This window comes from Borborobacter xinjiangensis, from assembly GCF_047739745.1.
Lineage (GTDB): Bacteria > Pseudomonadota > Alphaproteobacteria > Rhizobiales > Rhizobiaceae > Pseudaminobacter.
Window position 1 is genome coordinate 53,762 of the sequence record NZ_JBLLVA010000004.1, and the last position, 17,812, is coordinate 71,573.

Below are 17,812 nucleotides of genomic sequence, written 5' to 3' on the forward strand. Positions count from 1 at the left end.
GGGCGCCGCCAATCCGCGAAGCATCATGCTGCCCCTCATCCGACCCTTCGGGCCACCTTCTCCCCGCGAACGGGGAGAAGGAAAGGAAGTGACGCCATGAGCGAGCTTTCCGAACGCTTCGAAACGCACGATCCCGGCGCCAAGCAGGTTGGCGAGAAAATCCGCTGCGATGCCTGCCCGGTCATGTGTTACATCGCCGAAGGCCGCAGCGGTGCCTGCGACCGCTACGGCAATGTCGGCGGCCGGATCGTGCGGCTCGACCCGCTGGCCATTCTGGAACACCAGAACGATGCGGGCACCGCCGCCGTGCCGTTTACCGCGGCAGGTGAGGAGTGGAGCGGCGAACTGGTCAATACCAACCGCCGTTTCGTCTCGGCAATCGGCGCCGGCACCACCTATCCCGACTACAAGCCGGCGCCGTTTATCGTTTCACAGGAGGTCGAGGGCGTCGATCTCGTCACCGTGGTAACGGAGGCGATATTCTCCTACTGCGGCGCCAAGGTGAAGATCGACACCGACCGGTTTCTCGGCCCGGAAACAGCCACCGTGCGCGCGGAGGGCGAGGCGATCGGGCACGTCACCACCGGCGAATATGGCTCACAGATGCTGTCGCTCGGCGGCGTCAATCACCTCACCGGCGGCTCGAAAGCCGAAGGCCGCGTCACCTGCGCCACGCTGCTTGCGCTCTGCAACAAGAAGCCTGTGGAGCTGACGATCGACGGCGGCTCCACAGTCCTCGTCCAGGCCGGACAGCCCCCGGTGATCGACGGCCAGCCCGAGCACCGCATGCGCGTCGGCTGCGGTTCGGCGGCCATCGGCATGTTCGCCACGCAATGGCGCGGGCTGGTCGACGAGGTCGTGGTGGTCGACGACCACATCACCGGCGTCGTTTCCGAGCATCAGGCCGGCAAGGTGCTGGGCTGGCAGGAAACCGGCATCAAGATCCTCGGCCATCGCTCGACGCCGGGGCGCTATTTCAAGGTCTCGGAGCCCGGTCTCGGCTGGGGCGGCACGACCATTTCCGATCCGCTGTCGATCCTTGGCGAGTGGAACCCGAAGAAGGGCGCGCGTCCTGGGCTTTCGCTGCTGATGGTCTCCACCACCGGCGAGCAGTTCGCCTATTTCGAGCTCGACGAAGCGCTGAAGCCGGTCGCCAGGCCGTTCCCGGAGCGGCTGAGGAAATCGGTCGTCCTCATCGAGCAGAATTGCGAGCCGGCGCTGTGCACCGTGCTGTTCGTCGGCGGCGCCGGCGGTTCCTTGCGCGCCGGTGTGGTCGAGAACCCGGTCAATCTCACCCGGGCCGTTCACGGTCTTAGAACCTATGTCACTGTCGGCGGTGCGCCCGTTTATGTCTGGCCGGGTGGTGGCATCACGCTGATGGTCGATGTCACACGGGTGCCCGATAACGCCTTCGGCTATGTGCCGACGCCGGCACTTGTGGCGCCGCTGGAATTCACGCTGCGCCGCGACGACTATCTCAGGCTTGGCGGCTATGCCGAAGAGATACGCACCGTCGAGGACGTGGAGGCCGCAGGCGGCGTCTATTTCAACGCGCGCGAACGGCGCCTGGCGCGGGCCGACAACCCCTGGCCACCGTTGCGCGGTCTGCACCTTTCGGCACCGGAGGCCGGGAGCAAATGAGCGGACCTCAGGTGGCATGGCTGGCCGATGCGAGGAGGCTCCATCTCAATCACGGGCCGATCGACCTCATCGTCGAGGCGTTCGGCCACGAAGCTGAGCGTCGTGCCGCCTACGATCAGGCGATAGCCCGTTTCCAGACGGTGCTGCCTGAGCTGGTAGAAGAACTTTCTGAGCTGCGCCGTCCCGCAACCGCCACGCCGCGCGCCTTTCGCGGAACGATCGCGCAGCGCATGGAACGCGTCGTCTGCCGCCATGCGCCCGTTTTCATCACGCCCATGGCTACCGTCGCCGGCGCGGTGGCTGAAGAGATACTTGGCGCCATGTGCGCCGGGCGGCGGCTCGAAAAGGCCTATGTCAATGATGGCGGCGACATTGCGCTCTATCTGGGTGAAAGCCAGACTATCAGAGCGGCGATCGCCGGCACTTTCCATGGGCTTGCAGACCGGATCGTCATCCGCGCCGCCGACCCGGTGCGCGGCATCGCCACCAGCGGCTGGCGCGGGCGCAGCCATTCGCTCGGCATTGCCGATGCGGTCACGGTCCTGGCTAGAACCGCCGCCGAGGCGGATGCCGCCGCAACGCTGATCGCCAACGCGGTTGACCTGCCCGGTCATCCTTCCATCACCCGCGCCCCTGCCGCTTCGTTGCAGCCCGACAGCGACCTTGGCGACACGCCGGTCACCGTCGATGTCGGCCCGCTCACGGCGGCGGAGATCGCCACCGCGCTTGATCGCGGGCTTGGCGTCGCGGAAGAGCTTCGCCGGCGCGGTCTGATCGAGGCGGCCGCGCTGTTTCTGGGTGGCGAAATGCGATTGAGCGGGAGAGTTCTGTCGGAACAGCTTTCATCGGATGTTACCCCCCTCTGTCCTGCCGGACATCTCCCCCTCAAGGGGGGAGATTCTCCGTCATCTGCGACTTCGCCAAATCTCAACGACTCAAGAAATGCGCCGGAAATGAAGCTGCTGATCTCCCCCCCTTGAGGGGGAGATGTCCGGCAGGACAGAGGGGGGTGCAAAGGAACGTCAGCCCTTCCCGATTCGTATTTAACACGGCACAGACATTTCCAAGGAGTTGCCCCAATGCCTGACTTCCCCATCCGCAAGATCGCCGTGGTGACCGAGGAGATATTCCATGACGGCGGGCCAGCACCGGCCGCGCCGCGCCGGCGTGCGGCGGCGCTTGCGGTGGTGAAAAACCCCTTTGCCGGCCGCTACGCCGCCGATCTCGAAAGCGCGATGGAGGATTTGAAGCCGCTCGGCCTGATGCTCACCGACCGGCTGATCGCGGCCCTCGGCGGCGATATCAAGGCGATCGACGCCTACGGCAAGGGCGCCATTGTCGGCAGCGACGGCGAACTCGAACATGGCGCACTCTGGCATGTGCCGGGTGGTTATGCGATGCGTGAACGGCTGGGTGAAGCCAAGGCGATCGTGCCATCCGCCAAGAAGGTCGGCGGCTTCGGCACCCGGCTTGACGTGCCGCTCGGCCACATCAATGCCGCCTATGTGCGCAGCCATTTCGACGCCATGGAAGTTGGCCTTAGCGACGGGCCGCGCCCCGACGAGATCCTGTTCTGTCTCGCCATGGCCTGCGGCCCGCGCATCCACAACCGCATGGGCGGCCTGCGGGCCGAAGACATCAAAGCGTGGGATGGATTGCGGTGAGCGGCCAGGAAAACCTGAAGCTCGTCGAAACCGATGCGGATGAGGGCTATCACCTGCAGGATCAGGTGGGCTTCATCCTGCGCCGCGCGCAACAGCGCCATGTCGCGATCTTTTCCTCCTACATTTCCGACCTGACACCGCCGCAATTCGCCGCGCTCGCCAAGCTTCACGATATCGGCCAGGTCTCGCAGAACCAGCTCGGCGCGCTGATCGCCATGGATGCCGCCACCGTCAAAGGCGTCATCGACCGGCTCAAGGCGCGCGGCCTGGTGGAGCTTTCCCGCCACGAGGGCGACAAGCGCCGCCTGCTGGTCAGCCTGACCGAGGAAGGCAATCGCACGGTCGAGCGGCTGATCCCGCTTGCCGAGCGCATCACAGAGGAGACGCTTTCGCCGCTGTCGCCCAAGGAAATCGCCACCTTCCTGAAGCTGCTGACCAAGCTGGCATAGGCTGAGTGCGCGGCCGACTACCATGCGCAAATATGTAGGCCGCAGAGTGCCCCTCATCCCCTGCCGGACAGGCAGGGGATGAGGGGCAGTTTATCCGCTCCGCCTTGCCGCCGTCGCCACCTCATCCACCGCTCCGGCCTCGTCCAGCACCACGCCAAACAGCTCAGCCGCTTCCTCCCGGCTGTAATAACCGAGCCTCACATCGTTTAGCACCAGCGCCGGGTCGCGGCGGAACGGATCGCCATAGCCGCCGCCGCCCGGCGTGCCGACCGCGACGCGGTCGCCTGCCTTCAGCGGAATGTCCTGCTCCTTCGACAAATGCGGCGGCACATGCGCCTGCCCTCCCCGATGCACCGTCACCGTGTTGACCGCGCCATCCTTGCCGCCGCGCACGCCCTGCGGCCCGACCCTGCCGTGATCCATGACGAAGGAAGCGCGCGCCTCGCCCCTCAGCAGCTCCACCTCATAGGCAAGGCCGAAACCGCCGCGCCTTTCGCCTGCTCCGCCTGAACCTTCGCGCAACGCATAGTGCCGGTAAAGCACCGGATAGGCCTGTTCCATGATCTCCACTGGCGGAGATTTCGAGATACCGATGGTCGAGCAGCCGTTCGATAGCCCGTCAGAAAAGGCATTGCCGCCATAGCCGCCGCCGGAAATCTGGTACATGACATAGTCGCGGCCGCGCGCCGGGTCGTGTCCGCCGAGCGCGAAATTGCCGCTGGAGCCTGCCGGCGCCGCCGTCACCTTGTCCGGCAGCGCCTGCACCAGTGCCGCGAACACCGCCTCCGCAATGCGCTGGGAAACCTCGGCGGCACAGCCGGACACCGGCCGCGGATAGCGCGCATCGAGGAAGGTGCCCTCCGGCCGCCGGACCACCAACGGCTCGAAAGCGCCGGCGCTCATCGGCACATCGGGAAAGATATGGCGCATGGCGAGATAGACCGACGACAGCGTCGTCGCCAGCACGCTGTTCATCGGCCCTGCGCAAGGCGGGCTTGACCCGTAAAAGTCGAAGGTCAGACACTGGCCTTTCTTTTCCACCGTGAGCGCGATGGTCAAGGGCTTGTCCACCACGCCGTCGGAGTCGACAAAAGCCTTGGAGCGATAGACACCGTCGGGAATGGCGGCGATGTTCGCACGCATCTGTGCGGCCGCCCTTTCCCGCAGCTCACCTATTGCCGCAAGCACCGTTTCGTCCCCGTAACGGTCGAGAATGGCACAAAGCCGTTCCTCGCCGACATAGAGCGCCGCAGCCTGGGCGCGGATATCGCCGATCCGCTGGTCAGCCACACGGATGTTGGAGCAGATAATCGAGTAGATTTCCGGGTCGAGCCGTCTGCCTTTGAACAGCTTCACCGGCGGCAGTCGCAGTCCCTCCTGCTCGACCGCTGTGGCCGAGGCCGAGAAGCCGCCGGGCACGGAGCCGCCAATATCCGGCCAGTGGCCGGTGTTGGAAAGCCAGCAGAAAATCCTGCCTGCGCGCCAAACCGGCATGGCGAAGCGCACATCCATCAGATGCGTACCGCCGAGATAGGGATCGTTGACGATGTAGATATCGCCCTCTTGGGGCTTTTGGCAGCGGCCGTCGCGAATCATCTCTATGATGATGGCGGTCGAATGCTGCATGACGCCGACGAACACCGGCAGGCCCTGGCTGCCCTGCGCGATCAGCGAACCGTCCTTGGCCGAATAGATGCCGTCGGAGCGATCATTTGCCTCGGCGATCACCGGCGAGAAGGCGGCGCGGCTGAAGGTCAGATCCATCTCGTCGCAGGTCTGCTGCAGCGCCGCCTGGATGACCGAAAGCGTGATCGCGTCGAGGGACATGGTCAGGTTCTTCCGCAGATCATCAGGAAGGCGTCGAAAGATACCCCCTCACCCGGCCTCCGCTTCGCTCGGCCACCCTCTCCCCGTTGGGGAGAGGAGATCGTGAGACGTCGTCGCTCCAATCGCAGGGGAGTTGGCGCAGACGTCGCCAATTCTCCTCTCCCCAACGGGGAGAGGGTGGCCGAGCCCCCGGGTCTTGCCGGAGGCAAGCCCGAGGACGAGCTCCGCAGAGGCCGGGTGAGGGGGAATTTCATCATACCCCTACCTCGATGATTATATTCCCTTCGGCGTCCGAGCGCGCCCGGTCGCCCGGCTCCAGCACTGTCGTCGCGTCCATCTGCTCCAGGATCGCCGGTCCCTCGAATACCGCATCCAGCGGCATTCTCTCACGCGAATAGACAGGCGTGTCGTACCAGACACCGTCGAACCACACCGGCCTTGTCTCGCGCAGCGCCTCTTCGAGCGTCGCCACGCGGCCGGCGGGGTCGATCAGCCCCGACAGATCGACTTGCGGACGCATGCCGGTGACCGATGTGTTGAGATTGACCAGATTGGCGCGGATTTCCGGCAGCTCGACCTTGAAGCGGGCGAAATAGGCTTTCTCGAACAGTTCCTGCAGCATGGCGCGGCTGACCTCGGGCGAAGGCAGCGGCACATTGATGATGTGGGTCTGGCCGACGAACTGCATATCGGCTGAATGCGTCACCCTGATCGCCTCCGGTTGCACCGCCTCTTTGGCGATCAGCTCCTCGCCCTGCCGCCGATGCCGTTCCAGCACCTCCCGGATTTTCGTTTCGTCAAGCAGCGCCACCGGCTGGTTGATGGTGTTGACGAAATCGTGCCGCAGATCCGCCACAACACAGCCCAGCGCGTTGGTGATGCCGGGCCTCGCCGGCACCAGCACCCGGGGCAGGCCAAGTTCACGCGCAAGCGCGGCGGCATGCAGCGGCCCCGCGCCGCCAAAGGCGAACAGCACAAAATCGCGCGGGTCATTGCCGCGCGCCACCGAAACCATGCGGATCGCGCCCGCCATCTTCATATTGCCGAGCCGCAGCACGGCGCCCGCCGCCGCCACTCCGTCGAGCCCCGCCGCGCGCCCAATCTTTTCGGCGAAGATTTCCCGCACATGATCGACGCTCACCGGCGTGTCGACTGCAAGCAGCCTGCCCGGATCGAGCCGCCCGAGCACCAGATTGGCGTCGGTCAGCGTCGGCGCCGCGCCGCCGCGCCCATAGCAGATTGGCCCCGGATCGGCCCCGGCACTTTCCGGCCCGACCTGGATCAGCCCCGATGCGTCCACCCTGGCGATCGAGCCGCCACCGGCACCGACTGTGTGGACGGCGATCATCGGCACATGGATCGGCATCGCGTATTCGATCTCGATCTCGTTCGAGACCGCCGGCTCGGCATTGCGGACCAGCGCGACATCGGTCGAGGTGCCGCCCATGTCGTAGGTGACGAGATTGTCATAGCCGGCGCGCCGCCCGGTATAGGCTGCCGCAATCACCCCCGAAGCCGGGCCTGACATCACCGTCTTCGCCGATTCCCGCGTGACGTAGCGGGCCGAGATCATGCCGCCATTGCCGTTCATGATCAGGAAATCGCGGGCGTACCCCCGCCCCTGCAATTCGCTGCGCAACTTCTCGACATAGCGCTCCAGGATCGGTTGCACGGCCGCATTCACCGAAGCGGTCACCCCGCGCTCGAATTCGCGCGCCTCCGAAAGCAGCCGATGCCCGACAGTGATGTAGCCGTTCGGCCAAAGCTCAGCGGCGATCCCGGCGGCGCGCTCCTCATGCGCCGGATTGGCGTAGGAATGCAGGAAATGGATGACCAGCGCTTCGCAACCGGCCTCGATCAGCTTGCCGATCGCCGCGCGCAGCCCGTTCTCGTCCAACGGCGTGTGCACCACGCCGGAAGCCTCCATGCGCTCGGCGACTTCGAGCCTGAGATCGCGCGGAATGACCGGCACGAACACCCCGGTCATGCTATAGGCCTGCGGCCGCGTTCGCCTTCCAAGCTCGATCACGTCGCGAAAGCCTTGCGTGGTGATCATGCCGGTCTTCGCCAGCCGCCGCTCCAGCACCGCATTTGTGGTGGTGGTCGTGCCATGCACGATCAGGTCGATCTCGCCGACCGGAAAGCCCGTCTGGCCAAGTGCCGCGACCACGCCGAATGCCTGGTTGTCGGTGGTGGTCGGCGTCTTGGCGATATGCACCCGGCCGCCCTCTCGGCCATCGATCATCAAGAGGTCGGTGAAGGTACCGCCGACATCGATGCCTGCCACCACATTTCCGGCTTTTGCGGTAATATTCTCAGCCATGCTCGAAAACCGAAATGCCAGAACCGGGAACGACAATCCGTTTGGAAAGCTGTTTTATACCGTCACCTTGACCTGAATATTGTTTGCATACTAATTAAACATGCTGGCGAAAGTCTACCGTTTCCCGTCACTTGCGGCGGTGGCCCAGTTGAAAACACCGCCCCAGGCGCCTACTTCCACCTCATGACGAAAGGTTTGGATTCGATGACGAGCGCAGCAGCATTGACCCCTGCCGGCAACACGCCGCTCGCCTTTCCCATCCCCGCAAATGTCTATGCCGAGAAGGTCGTCTGGGTGAAGCACTACACCGACCGGCTGTTCGCCTTCCGCATCACGCGGCCGCAGACGCTGCGCTTCCGCTCGGGCGAGTTCGTCATGATCGGCCTGCCGAACGCCGAAAAACCGGTGTTTCGCGCCTATTCCATCGCCAGCCCCAATTGGGACGAGGAGCTCGAATTCTTCTCCATCAAGGTGCCTGACGGCCCGCTCACCTCGCACTTGCAGAAAATCCAGCCCGGCGACACGGTGCTGATGCGCCAGAAGGCGACCGGCACGCTGGTGCTCGACGCGCTGACGCCGGCCAAGCGCCTCATCATGATCTCGACCGGCACCGGCATCGCACCCTTCGCCAGCCTGCTGCGCGATCCCGACACCTATGAGAAATTCGAGGAAGTGATCCTCACCCACACCTGCCGCGACATCGCCGAGCTGACCTTCGGCAAGGAATTGGTCGGGGCTCTGGCCGACGATCCGCTGATCGGTGAGCTGACGCATGGCCGTGTGCGGCTCTACAACAGCACCACGCGCGAAACCTCCGAACGCATGGGCCGCATCACCGCGCTGATCGGCTCCGGCCAGTTCCAGTCCGATCTCGACATCGAAAAGCTCAGCCCCGAAACCGATCGGGTGATGATCTGCGGCTCCATGGCCATGCTGAAGGACGTGAAGGAACTGGTCGAGCATGCCGGTTTCGAAGAAGGCTCGCTCAGCCAGCCCGCCAGCTTCGTGGTCGAACGCGCCTTCGTGGGGTGAGGAGCGGTCGGCCGCAGGCCGATCAATCGACAACGATTTGTCGATTGAAGCGACGAACGTCCGGAGCCATGGCGTGGGGCAGGAGTGGTGCGCGTCAGCCAGCGCTGAAAGCCATAGCGTAGGGCACGTCGCTCGTCATCCTCGGGTTTGACTCCAGGATCCACCCCTCGCCCTCCAAGCGAACAGTTTCGGTGTCGATAGAACGCGGATGAAACGCCGCTTCACAGGCCGCCAAGCTGCTGTTTTCATTCCCCTTCGATCTCCCGGGCACAATTCCCTATCCACGCCCTTTCGTGCCTCCAGCATACTCCTCTCACCGTTCTCACGGGAACCGGGTCTAGAACCGGGATCAGGGAGGGCGGCGGTGGCCTCCCCCCATGGCGTGGTAACCATGGGCATGTGAGGGCCTGAGACAGGCTGGCGTGCTTCGGCCGGGCTCAAATGCTCACCCGAGGCATGCGGAGAAGCCGCGGCGTACTCCCCCATTGCTGATGGGGATCGGGGCGCTGTGACCGGCCGACCTATGGGACAAGCACCGGTGGGGCGCGAAGGTCGCGCCACATATTGCTTACTCGGAAGGCACGGCCCAGCGCCCCGCTTCCCGGCTCTTTGACAATGGCCAGACGCAATTGTGCGGGCGTGGCGATGACGAGGCACGCTTTACTCTCCCCCGGGCAGGGAGAGGTGACGACGCTTCAGCCGACCCGAAGAGGGTGCTATCGCACCGCACTGCATAGTTAGGGCATGGCAACCACCAGATGCGTCCTGACGAACACACGGCCGTCCTTGCTATCCGGCCTTCAAGGCCTGTAGAACAGACGACGATGGAAGCCGGCCGCGAAAGAGGCAGGAGCATGATCAGCGAAGCCCGACCGAAGGTTGCAACGCGCGAGCCCGAGGCCCCCAGACTGGCCACGCTGCCGATGCGGGCGGCGAATGAAACGATCGCCCACGGCCTTGCCCGCAATCCCGGCATGGCGCTCGACGCCGGCTTCCTGGAATCGCTGCGCAACGTCAACCGCAGCGCGCTTGAGCGCCGCGCCGCGACCGTGTCCAAGCGGCGTTCGATCAAGGCCGACAATCAGGCAGCCTGGCTGCTGCGGGCTATCGCCTGCATGGATCTGACGACGCTGAACAGCAACGACACCGACGAGCGTGTGCGCCGGCTGTGCGCCAAGGCGCTCAACCCACTGCGCGGCGACATCGCCGAGAGCTTAGGCCTTGGCGATACGGTGATCCGACCGGCCGCGGTCTGCGTCTACCACCCCTTTGTCGCCACCGCGGTCGAGGCGCTGCAAGGCTCGGGCATCCATGTCGCCGCCGTTTCGACCTCCTTTCCGCATGGGCTGGCACCGCTCGAGACCCGCATCCGCGAGATCGAGCTGTCGGTTGCCGCCGGGGCCGACGAGATCGACGTCGTCATTCCACGGGGGCTGGTGTTCGGGGCGAAATGGCCGCAGCTCTACGACGAGATCGCCGCTTTCCGCGCCGCCTGCGGGCAATCGCATCTGAAGGTCATTCTTGGCACCGGCGACCTGTCGACGCTGCGCAACGTCATGCTGGCCGCCATGGTGGCGATGATGGCGGGCGCCGACTTCGTCAAGACCTCCACCGGCAAGGAAAGCGTCAACGCGACGCTGCCAGTCGGGCTTGCGATGGTGCGTGCCATCCGCGCCTATTTCGAGCACACCGGCCACATGATCGGCTTCAAGCCGGCCGGCGGCATCTCGACGGCGAAGGCCGCGCTCGACTGGCTGATCCTGATGAAGGAGGAACTTGGCCGGCCCTGGCTCGAACCCGAGCTGTTCCGCTTCGGAGCCTCCAGCCTGCTCACCGACATCGAACGCCAGCTCGAACATCATGTCAGCGGCCGTTATTCGGCAAACCATCGCCATGCGGTGGCTTGAATTCGCTCGCTTACCCTCCCCCAACGTGGGGAGGGTCGCGCCAAAGGCGCGGGGTGGGGGGCGACGAGTCGGATAACGTGTCCAATGAAGCAAACATGCAAGCGATGTCCCCACCCCGATCGGCCTTGCCGATCGACCCTCCCCACAAGGGGGAGGGTAACAGGAGCGTCCCATGAACATTCTCGAACGCTATGCCGCGATGGACTATGACGCCGCGCCGGAGGCGCGCGATCAGGCCGATGCCTGGCTTGCGAGGCGCGATTTTTCCCGGTCGCTGTTCATCGGCGGTGCATGGCGCGCAGCAACCACCGGCGCCACTTTCGAAACCCACGAGCCGGCAACCGGCAAGCTGCTGGCCAGCGTCTCGGATGCCGGCGAGGCCGATGTCGGTGCCGCCGTTTCGGCGGCCGCGAAAGCCTTGCCCAAATGGCGCGCCCGCACCGGCTATGAGCGCGCCAAGGTGCTTTATGCCATCGGCCGCGTCATGCAGCGGCATCAGCGCCTCTTTGCCGTGCTGGAATCGATCGACAATGGCAAGCCGATCCGCGAAAGCCGCGATATCGACGTGCCACTGGCGATCCGCCATTTCATCCACCACGCCGGTTGGGCGCAAGCGCTGGAGAGGGAGTTCCCCGACCGCAAGCCGGCCGGCGTCGTCGGCCAGATCATTCCGTGGAACTTCCCGCTGCTGATGCTTGCCTGGAAGATCGCGCCGGCGCTCGCCGCCGGTTGCACGGTGGTGTTGAAGCCTGCCGAATACACGCCGCTGACGGCCATCCTGTTCGGCGAGATCTGCGAGCGTGCCGGCGTGCCGAAGGGCGTAGTCAACATCCTGCCCGGCGGACCGGACACCGGCGCGGCACTGGTCAGGCATCCGGGCGTGCAGAAGATCGCCTTCACCGGCTCGTGCGAGGTCGGCAAGATCATCCGCAAGGCCACCGCCGGAACGGGCAAGAAGCTGTCGCTGGAACTCGGCGGCAAGTCGGCCTTCCTGGTCTTTGAGGATGCCGATCTCGACAGCGCCGTCGAAGGGCTGGTCGACGGCATCTGGTTCAACCAGGGGCAGGTGTGCTGCGCCGGCTCGCGTCTCCTGGTGCAGGAAAGCGTGGCGGAAGCTTTCCTTTCCAAGGTCAGGACACGGATGGGCAGGCTGCGCGTCGGCAGCCCGCTCGACAAGAACACCGATATCGGCCCGCTGGTCGACCGGGTGCAGCTCGAACGCGTGCGCACCATGGTCGCCGAAGGCGCGCGTCAGGGCGCCGAATGCTGGCAGCCCGATTGCCCGCTGCCCGCCTCCGGTCATTTCTATCCGCCCACGCTGGCGACCTCGGTTGCGCCGGCAAACATCCTGATGCAGGAGGAGGTGTTCGGACCGGTGCTTGCCGCCGTGAGCTTCCGTTCGACGGAAGAGGCGATCGAGCTTGCCAACAATACGCGCTACGGGCTTGCCGCCTCGGCCTGGAGCGAGAATATCAACCTTGCGCTTCACGTCGCGCCGCAGCTCAAGGCCGGCGTGATCTGGATCAACGGCACCAACATGCTCGACGCCGCCTGCGGTTTCGGCGGCTTTCGTGAAAGCGGCTTCGGCCGCGAGGGCGGGCGCGAGGGCATGCTTGAATATCTCGCCGAAGAACTTCCGCTTGGTGCCGCGATCAAGCCAGCGGCGATGGAGCCGAAGGTCACCGATTTCGCCGAAGCCGAGCGGCCCGCAATCGACCGTACGGCGAAACTGTTCATCGGCGGCAAGCAGGTGCGGCCGGACGGCAATTACTCGCTCGCCGTCGCCGACGCCAAGGGCAGGCTCGCCGGCGAAGTCGGCCTCGGCAACCGCAAGGACATTCGCGATGCCGTCACGGCCGCCCGCAATGGCAAGTCATGGAGCGAAGCAACCGGCTACAACCGCTCGCAGGTGCTCTACTATCTTGCCGAAAATCTCGCCGCCCGCGCCGACGAATTTTCGCGGAGACTGACGCAACTCACCGGTGCCAACAGCAAAGCCGCACGCGAGGAGGTCGAGCTTTCCATCGAGCGGCTGTTTTATTTTGCCGGCATGGCCGACAAGTTCGAAGGCCGCGTTCATGCGCCGCCGTCGCGCACCGTGACCTTGGCGCTCAACGAACCGGTCGGCGTGCTCGGCATCGTCGCTGGTGATGATGCGCCGCTGCTCGGCCTCGTTTCGCTTTGCGCGCCGGCGCTGGCGATGGGCAACAGGGTCGTCCTGGTGCCGTCCGAGCGCCATCCGCTGCTTGCGACCGACCTCTATCAAGTGATCGAAACTTCCGATCTGCCGGCCGGCGCCATCAATATCGTCACCGGCAGATCGGCCGAACTGGCGGCGGTGCTCGCCAGGCATGACGATGTCGATGGCCTGTGGTGCGTCGCCGACGCCGCCACCTGCAAGCTGGTGGAGACGGAATCGGCCGGCAACCTCAAGCGGGTCTGGACGAGCGGCGGCCGCAGGGTCGACTGGCGCTCCGATCTCGTGGCCGGTGATGCATTCCTGCGCCGCGCCATCGAGATCAAGAATGTCTGGGTGCCTTACGGCGATTGAGCTCAGCCGATCGTGCGGCCCTCATCGTCGAAGCGGAAGATGCGCGAGGGGTCCGGCGTGGCATAAAGCGTGGCACCCGGCTCCGCCCGGTATTCGCCGAAGAGGCGAATGGTGAGCAGCCCGGCCTGTTCGGCATCGATGTAGAGGTTGGTGTCGGCGCCCAGATGCTCGGCATGGATGACGGTGCCCTTCCAGCTTCCGGATTTCGGGTCCACGGTCATATGCTCCGGCCGCACGCCGATGGTCTTCGCCGCCTCGCCGAGCCGCGCGCCCTCAATGAAATTCATCTTGGGCGAACCGATGAAGCCGGCAACGAAAAGGTTTGCCGGCGAATTGTAGAGCTCCATCGGTGCGCCGACCTGTTCGATGCGCCCGCCATTCAGCACCACAATCCGGTCGGCGAGCGTCATCGCCTCGACCTGGTCATGCGTCACATAGATCATCGTCGCCGAAAGGCGGCGGTGAAGCTGCGCGATCTCCAGCCGCGTGTTGACGCGAAGCGCTGCATCGAGATTGCTGAGCGGCTCGTCGAACAGGAACAGTTTCGGCTCGCGCACCACGGCGCGGCCAATGGCGACTCGCTGACGCTGGCCGCCGGAAAGCTCGGCGGGGCGCCGCTCCAGATAAGGCTCCAGCGACAGCATTCCGGAAGCGGCCTTCACCCGGCGCGTTATCTCGTCGGCAGGCGTCTTTATCTGCTTGAGGCCAAGGCTCATATTGCTGCGCACGTTCAGATGCGGATAGAGCGCGTAGGTCTGGAACACCATGGCGATGCCACGCTCGGCCGGCGGCACCGTGTCCACCTTCTGGCCGTCAATGATGACATTGCCGACTGTCGCATCCTCCAGCCCGGCAATGACCCGCAGCAGGGTCGACTTTCCGCAGCCGGAAGGGCCGACAAAGACCACGAACTCGCCGTCCCGGACTTCAAGATCTATGCCCTTCAACACATCGACGGAGCCGAAGGACTTCTTGATGTTTTCAATTTTCAGCGAGCCCATGCGCCGCCCCCGATAGAATGGACCGCCCCCTCACCCGGCCTCCGCTCCGCTCGGCCACCCTCTCCCCATGGGGGAGAGGAAATCGTGAGACGCCGTGCGCGACTTTCTGGCGACGATTGGCCGAGATGCTGGCGAATCTCCCCTCCCCTCTGGGGAGAGGGTGGCCGCGCGAAGCGGAGGCCGGGTGAGGGGGCAAGATGCCGCAACGCCATTAGAACCATCGATGCCCTCACAGCCGCACCGCCTTGCCGGTGCGCACGCTTTCATCGGCGGCGAGGCAGACGGCGAGCGACTTCACCGCGTCCTCCATATGGCGGGTGAGGTCGAGATCCTCGCGAATGGCCTTCAGCAAAAAGGCCTGTTCCAGCTCGCACAGTTCCTGATGGCCGGGCTCGCCTTCCATCGACAGAAGCTGGTCAGGCTTGATGAAGGTGCCATCCGGCCCGATCGCGGCTTCGTGCAGCCTGATGGTAGAGGTCCTGGTGTGGGTGTCGATATCGTCCGACTTCGCCTTCTCATTCATTATGATGGATACGCAGCCACTGGGCGAGATGATGTCCTTCACGAAGAAGGCGGTTTCGGAGATCATCGGCCCCCAGCCGGCCTCGTACCAGCCGACCGAACCATCATCGAACAGCACCTGCAGGTGACCGTAATTATACATGTCGGGCGCGATCTCGTCGGAGAGCCGCAGGCCCATGCCGCGCACATCCACGGGCATTGCGTCGGTGATCTGGCACATGACGTCGAGATAGTGGACGCCGCAGTCGACGATGGGCGAAGTGGTTTTCATCAACTGCTTGTGCGTCGCCCATTTACGGCCGCTCGACTGCTGGTTGAGGTTCATGCGAAACACATAGGGTCCGCCGAGCTTCCGCGCCTCGGCAATCAGACGCATCCATGAGGGGTGGTGCCGCAAGATGTAGCCGATAACCAGCTTGCGGCCATTGGCCCTGGCAGCGTCGATCACGCGTTCCGCATCCGCGACGGTGGTGGCTAGCGGCTTCTCGACGAAGACATGGCAGCCCGCCTCGAGCGCGGCGACGGCGTAATCCGCGTGGCTGTCGGAATAGGTGTTGATCGAGGCGACATCCGGCTTCAGCTCACGCAATGCTTCCATGAATGAGCGGCGAATTTCGTAGCCGGACAACTCGGCCGGAAGCTCAAGATCGGAGCGGTTGACAAGTGCTGCGATATCGAAGCCCCGATTGCGGTGATAAGCGAGCGCATGGCTGCGGCCCATATTGCCGAGCCCGGCCACCAGGACGCGCAAGGACCTTTCAGAGTTTGCGTTCATTTGACGGCTCCCGAGGTGATGCCGCGGATCAACTGCCGCGAGAAGATCAGATAAAGGATAAGTACCGGCAGGATGGCCAGCGAAAGTGCGGCAAGCACCGCGTTCCAATTGGTGACATATTGGCCGATGAACAATTGCGCGCCGAGCGTGATCGTCTTGGTCTGCTCGGACGGCGCCAGGATCAGCGGGAACCACAGATCGTTCCAGATCGGGATCATGGTGAACACGGCAACGGTTGCCATGGCGGGGCGCACCAGCGGCAGCACCAGCCGGAAAAAGATGCGGTACTCCGAGAACCCGTCTATGCGCCCGGCATTCTTCAGATCGTCGGACACCTGTTTCATGAACTCCGAGAGAATGAAGATCGCCAGCGGCAACCCTTGAGCCGTGTAGACCAGGATCAGCGCCGTCAACGTGTTGACCAATCCGCTCGCCACCATCAACTGCAATATGGCAACCGTGCCGAGACGGATCGGGATCATGATGCCGAGCGCCAGATAGAGACCCGTCAGCGTGTTGCCCCTGAAGCGGTATTCGGCCAGCGCAAAGGCGGCCATCGCTCCAAACAGCAGCACGAAAAACAATGAGGCGACGGTGACGATGAAGCTGTTCTGAAAGTAGAGCAGGAAGTCGCCCTGATTGAGCACGGTGGTGTAGCCGATCAGGTCGAAGGTCTCGGCGGTCGGCGGCGTCAGCGGCGTGCGGAAGATCGCGTTGCGCGACTTGAGCGAGTTGATGATGATGACCACCACCGGAAACAACGCGATCACGGTATAGGTGAGCAGCACCGCATGGGCGGCGACGGTGCGCGGCAGCGAAGTCGTCGCGCGGCTCATGGATGAGTCTCCTTCAGGGCTGAAGATCGACTGCCGTATTCCTTCGCACCCCCCTCTGGCCTGCCGGCCATCTCCCCCTCAAGGGGGGAGATCAGCCGGCCGCTCGCTTTATGCTTCTCTGGAGATGGAGCAAGTTGAAAGCCGGCATCGATGGAGGGGCGATCTCCCCCCTTGAGGGGGAGATGGCCGGCAGGCCAGAGGGGGGTGAATGAACTCGTCATCTCCACCCCTCAGAACTGATAGCGGCGCAGCCGCGTCTGGATCGCGAATAGATAGACGCAGACGCCGGCAAGGATGATGAAGAACATCATCGAAGCGATGGTCGAGCCCATATAGGGGTCACCGGTTTGCAACTGGAAGCCGAAGAAGGTGCGATAGAGGAAGGTGCCGAGGATGTCGGTCGAATAGTTCGGCCCGGCAAGCGCCCCTTGCGCGGCATAGATCAGGTCGAAGGCGTTGAAGTTGCCGACAAAGGTCAGGATCGAAATGATGCCGATCGCGGGCAGGATCAGCGGCAGCTTGATCTTCCAGAACTGCGCCATGCCGGTAATGCCGTCGCATTCGGCGGCCTCGATGACCTCGTCGGGGATCGACAGCAACGCAGCGTAGATCAGCATCATCGGAATGCCGACAAACTGCCAGACGGAAATCAGCCCGAGCGTGGTCAGCGCATATTCTTCCTTGCCGAGCCATGGAGTGAATAGGCTCTTCAGCCCGACGAGATCGAGCAGGTTGGGCGCCACGCCCCAGAGCGGGCTCAGGATCAGCTTGAACGCGAAGCCGACGATCACGAAGGACAGGATCGTCGGCACGAAGATCGCCGTCCGATAAAAGGCGGAAAAGCGCAGCCTGGGACTCGACAGGATTGCCGCCAGCGCAATGCCGATCGGATTCTGCACCAGCATGTGGATGATGAAGAACCAGGTGTTGTTCCACAGCGCGTTCCAGAAGGTCGCCGACCAGCGCGGGTCGAAAAACAGCCTGTGGAAATTGTCGAGGCCGGCAAAGACCCGCGACTGGCCATCGGCGGTGAACAGGGACAACTGCAAAGTGCCGAACAGCGGCAGGATCATCACCGCCGTGTAGACCAGGACTGCAGGCGCCAGAAAAACAGCGATGTGCCAGCGTATCGGTCTTTTCTGAACGTCTATGGACATGGACACTTTGCTGGTCTCTTGAGAGGTCGGTGGATGCGCTCCTTTTTCTCACCCGACGAAGGGAGAGGCGTCGAGGGCAACCGAGACGGAGAGGAGGGCAGCTTCCGCATGTCCTTGATGCCCCCCT

At 64.1% G+C, this 17,812-nt stretch carries 13 protein-coding genes; 7 read left to right on the plus strand and 6 right to left on the minus strand.

Annotated elements, in window-relative coordinates; all coding sequences use genetic code 11:
* Window positions 1-96: 96 nt before the first annotated feature.
* The 4 genes from ACLKMW_RS06890 (at window position 97) to ACLKMW_RS06905 (ending at window position 3,754) form a co-directional block, all read left to right on the plus strand.
* Entirely contained in the window at window positions 97-1,641 is a 1,545-nt protein-coding gene (locus ACLKMW_RS06890) for a 6-hydroxynicotinate reductase (protein ID WP_415723665.1), read from the plus strand.
* The gene (locus ACLKMW_RS06895) at window positions 1,638-2,621 is read left to right on the plus strand and encodes a UPF0280 family protein (protein ID WP_415723666.1); all 984 of its coding nucleotides are present in this window, start codon (window positions 1,638-1,640) and stop codon (window positions 2,619-2,621) included. Before ACLKMW_RS06890 ends, ACLKMW_RS06895 begins: the two co-directional genes overlap by 4 nt.
* 99 nt (window positions 2,622-2,720) lie before the next feature.
* On the plus strand, window positions 2,721-3,305 hold the full coding sequence (locus ACLKMW_RS06900; protein ID WP_415723667.1) for an amino acid synthesis family protein: 585 nt from the start codon (window positions 2,721-2,723) through the stop codon (window positions 3,303-3,305).
* On the plus strand, window positions 3,302-3,754 hold the full coding sequence (locus ACLKMW_RS06905) for a MarR family winged helix-turn-helix transcriptional regulator (RefSeq protein ID WP_415723668.1): 453 nt from the start codon (window positions 3,302-3,304) through the stop codon (window positions 3,752-3,754). Before ACLKMW_RS06900 ends, ACLKMW_RS06905 begins: the two co-directional genes overlap by 4 nt.
* Before the next feature lie 90 nt (window positions 3,755-3,844).
* Here ACLKMW_RS06905 and ACLKMW_RS06910 read toward each other — a convergent pair whose 3' ends face one another.
* Together ACLKMW_RS06910 and ACLKMW_RS06915 are read right to left on the minus strand one after the other, a co-directional pair.
* Window positions 3,845-5,581 (minus strand): hydantoinase B/oxoprolinase family protein, encoded by a 1,737-nt coding sequence (locus ACLKMW_RS06910; RefSeq protein ID WP_415723669.1) that lies wholly within the window; start codon window positions 5,579-5,581, stop codon window positions 3,845-3,847.
* A gap of 253 nt (window positions 5,582-5,834) precedes the next feature.
* Window positions 5,835-7,904, minus strand: a complete 2,070-nt coding sequence (locus ACLKMW_RS06915; RefSeq protein ID WP_415723670.1) for a hydantoinase/oxoprolinase family protein — start codon at window positions 7,902-7,904, stop codon at window positions 5,835-5,837.
* Window positions 7,905-8,108: 204 nt separating this feature from the next.
* Between ACLKMW_RS06915 and ACLKMW_RS06920 the strand changes: the two genes are divergently transcribed.
* From ACLKMW_RS06920 to ACLKMW_RS06930, 3 genes are all read left to right on the plus strand, one after another.
* Window positions 8,109-8,936, plus strand: coding sequence for a ferredoxin--NADP reductase (locus tag ACLKMW_RS06920; protein WP_415723671.1), 828 nt, complete (start codon window positions 8,109-8,111; stop codon window positions 8,934-8,936).
* Window positions 8,937-9,859: 923 nt separating this feature from the next.
* On the plus strand, window positions 9,860-10,843 hold the full coding sequence (gene deoC, locus ACLKMW_RS06925) for a deoxyribose-phosphate aldolase (RefSeq protein ID WP_415723872.1): 984 nt from the start codon (window positions 9,860-9,862) through the stop codon (window positions 10,841-10,843).
* Window positions 10,844-11,015: 172 nt separating this feature from the next.
* Window positions 11,016-13,394, plus strand: a complete 2,379-nt coding sequence (locus ACLKMW_RS06930) for an aldehyde dehydrogenase family protein (protein WP_415723672.1) — start codon at window positions 11,016-11,018, stop codon at window positions 13,392-13,394.
* A 2-nt stretch (window positions 13,395-13,396) separates the two neighbouring features.
* Here ACLKMW_RS06930 and ACLKMW_RS06935 read toward each other — a convergent pair whose 3' ends face one another.
* The 4 genes from ACLKMW_RS06935 to ACLKMW_RS06950 all read right to left on the minus strand — a co-directional run bounded on the left by ACLKMW_RS06935 (window position 13,397) and on the right by ACLKMW_RS06950 (window position 17,685).
* Complete coding sequence (locus ACLKMW_RS06935; protein ID WP_415723673.1) at window positions 13,397-14,395, minus strand: ABC transporter ATP-binding protein; 999 nt, start codon at window positions 14,393-14,395, stop codon at window positions 13,397-13,399.
* Window positions 14,396-14,624: 229 nt separating this feature from the next.
* Complete coding sequence (locus tag ACLKMW_RS06940; RefSeq protein ID WP_415723674.1) at window positions 14,625-15,692, minus strand: Gfo/Idh/MocA family protein; 1,068 nt, start codon at window positions 15,690-15,692, stop codon at window positions 14,625-14,627.
* Entirely contained in the window at window positions 15,689-16,528 is an 840-nt protein-coding gene (locus ACLKMW_RS06945) for a carbohydrate ABC transporter permease (RefSeq protein WP_415723675.1), read from the minus strand. The genes ACLKMW_RS06940 and ACLKMW_RS06945 overlap by 4 nt, the downstream gene beginning before the upstream one ends.
* A 230-nt stretch (window positions 16,529-16,758) precedes the next feature.
* Complete coding sequence (locus tag ACLKMW_RS06950; RefSeq protein WP_415723676.1) at window positions 16,759-17,685, minus strand: carbohydrate ABC transporter permease; 927 nt, start codon at window positions 17,683-17,685, stop codon at window positions 16,759-16,761.
* Between the last annotated feature and the right edge of the window lie 127 nt (window positions 17,686-17,812).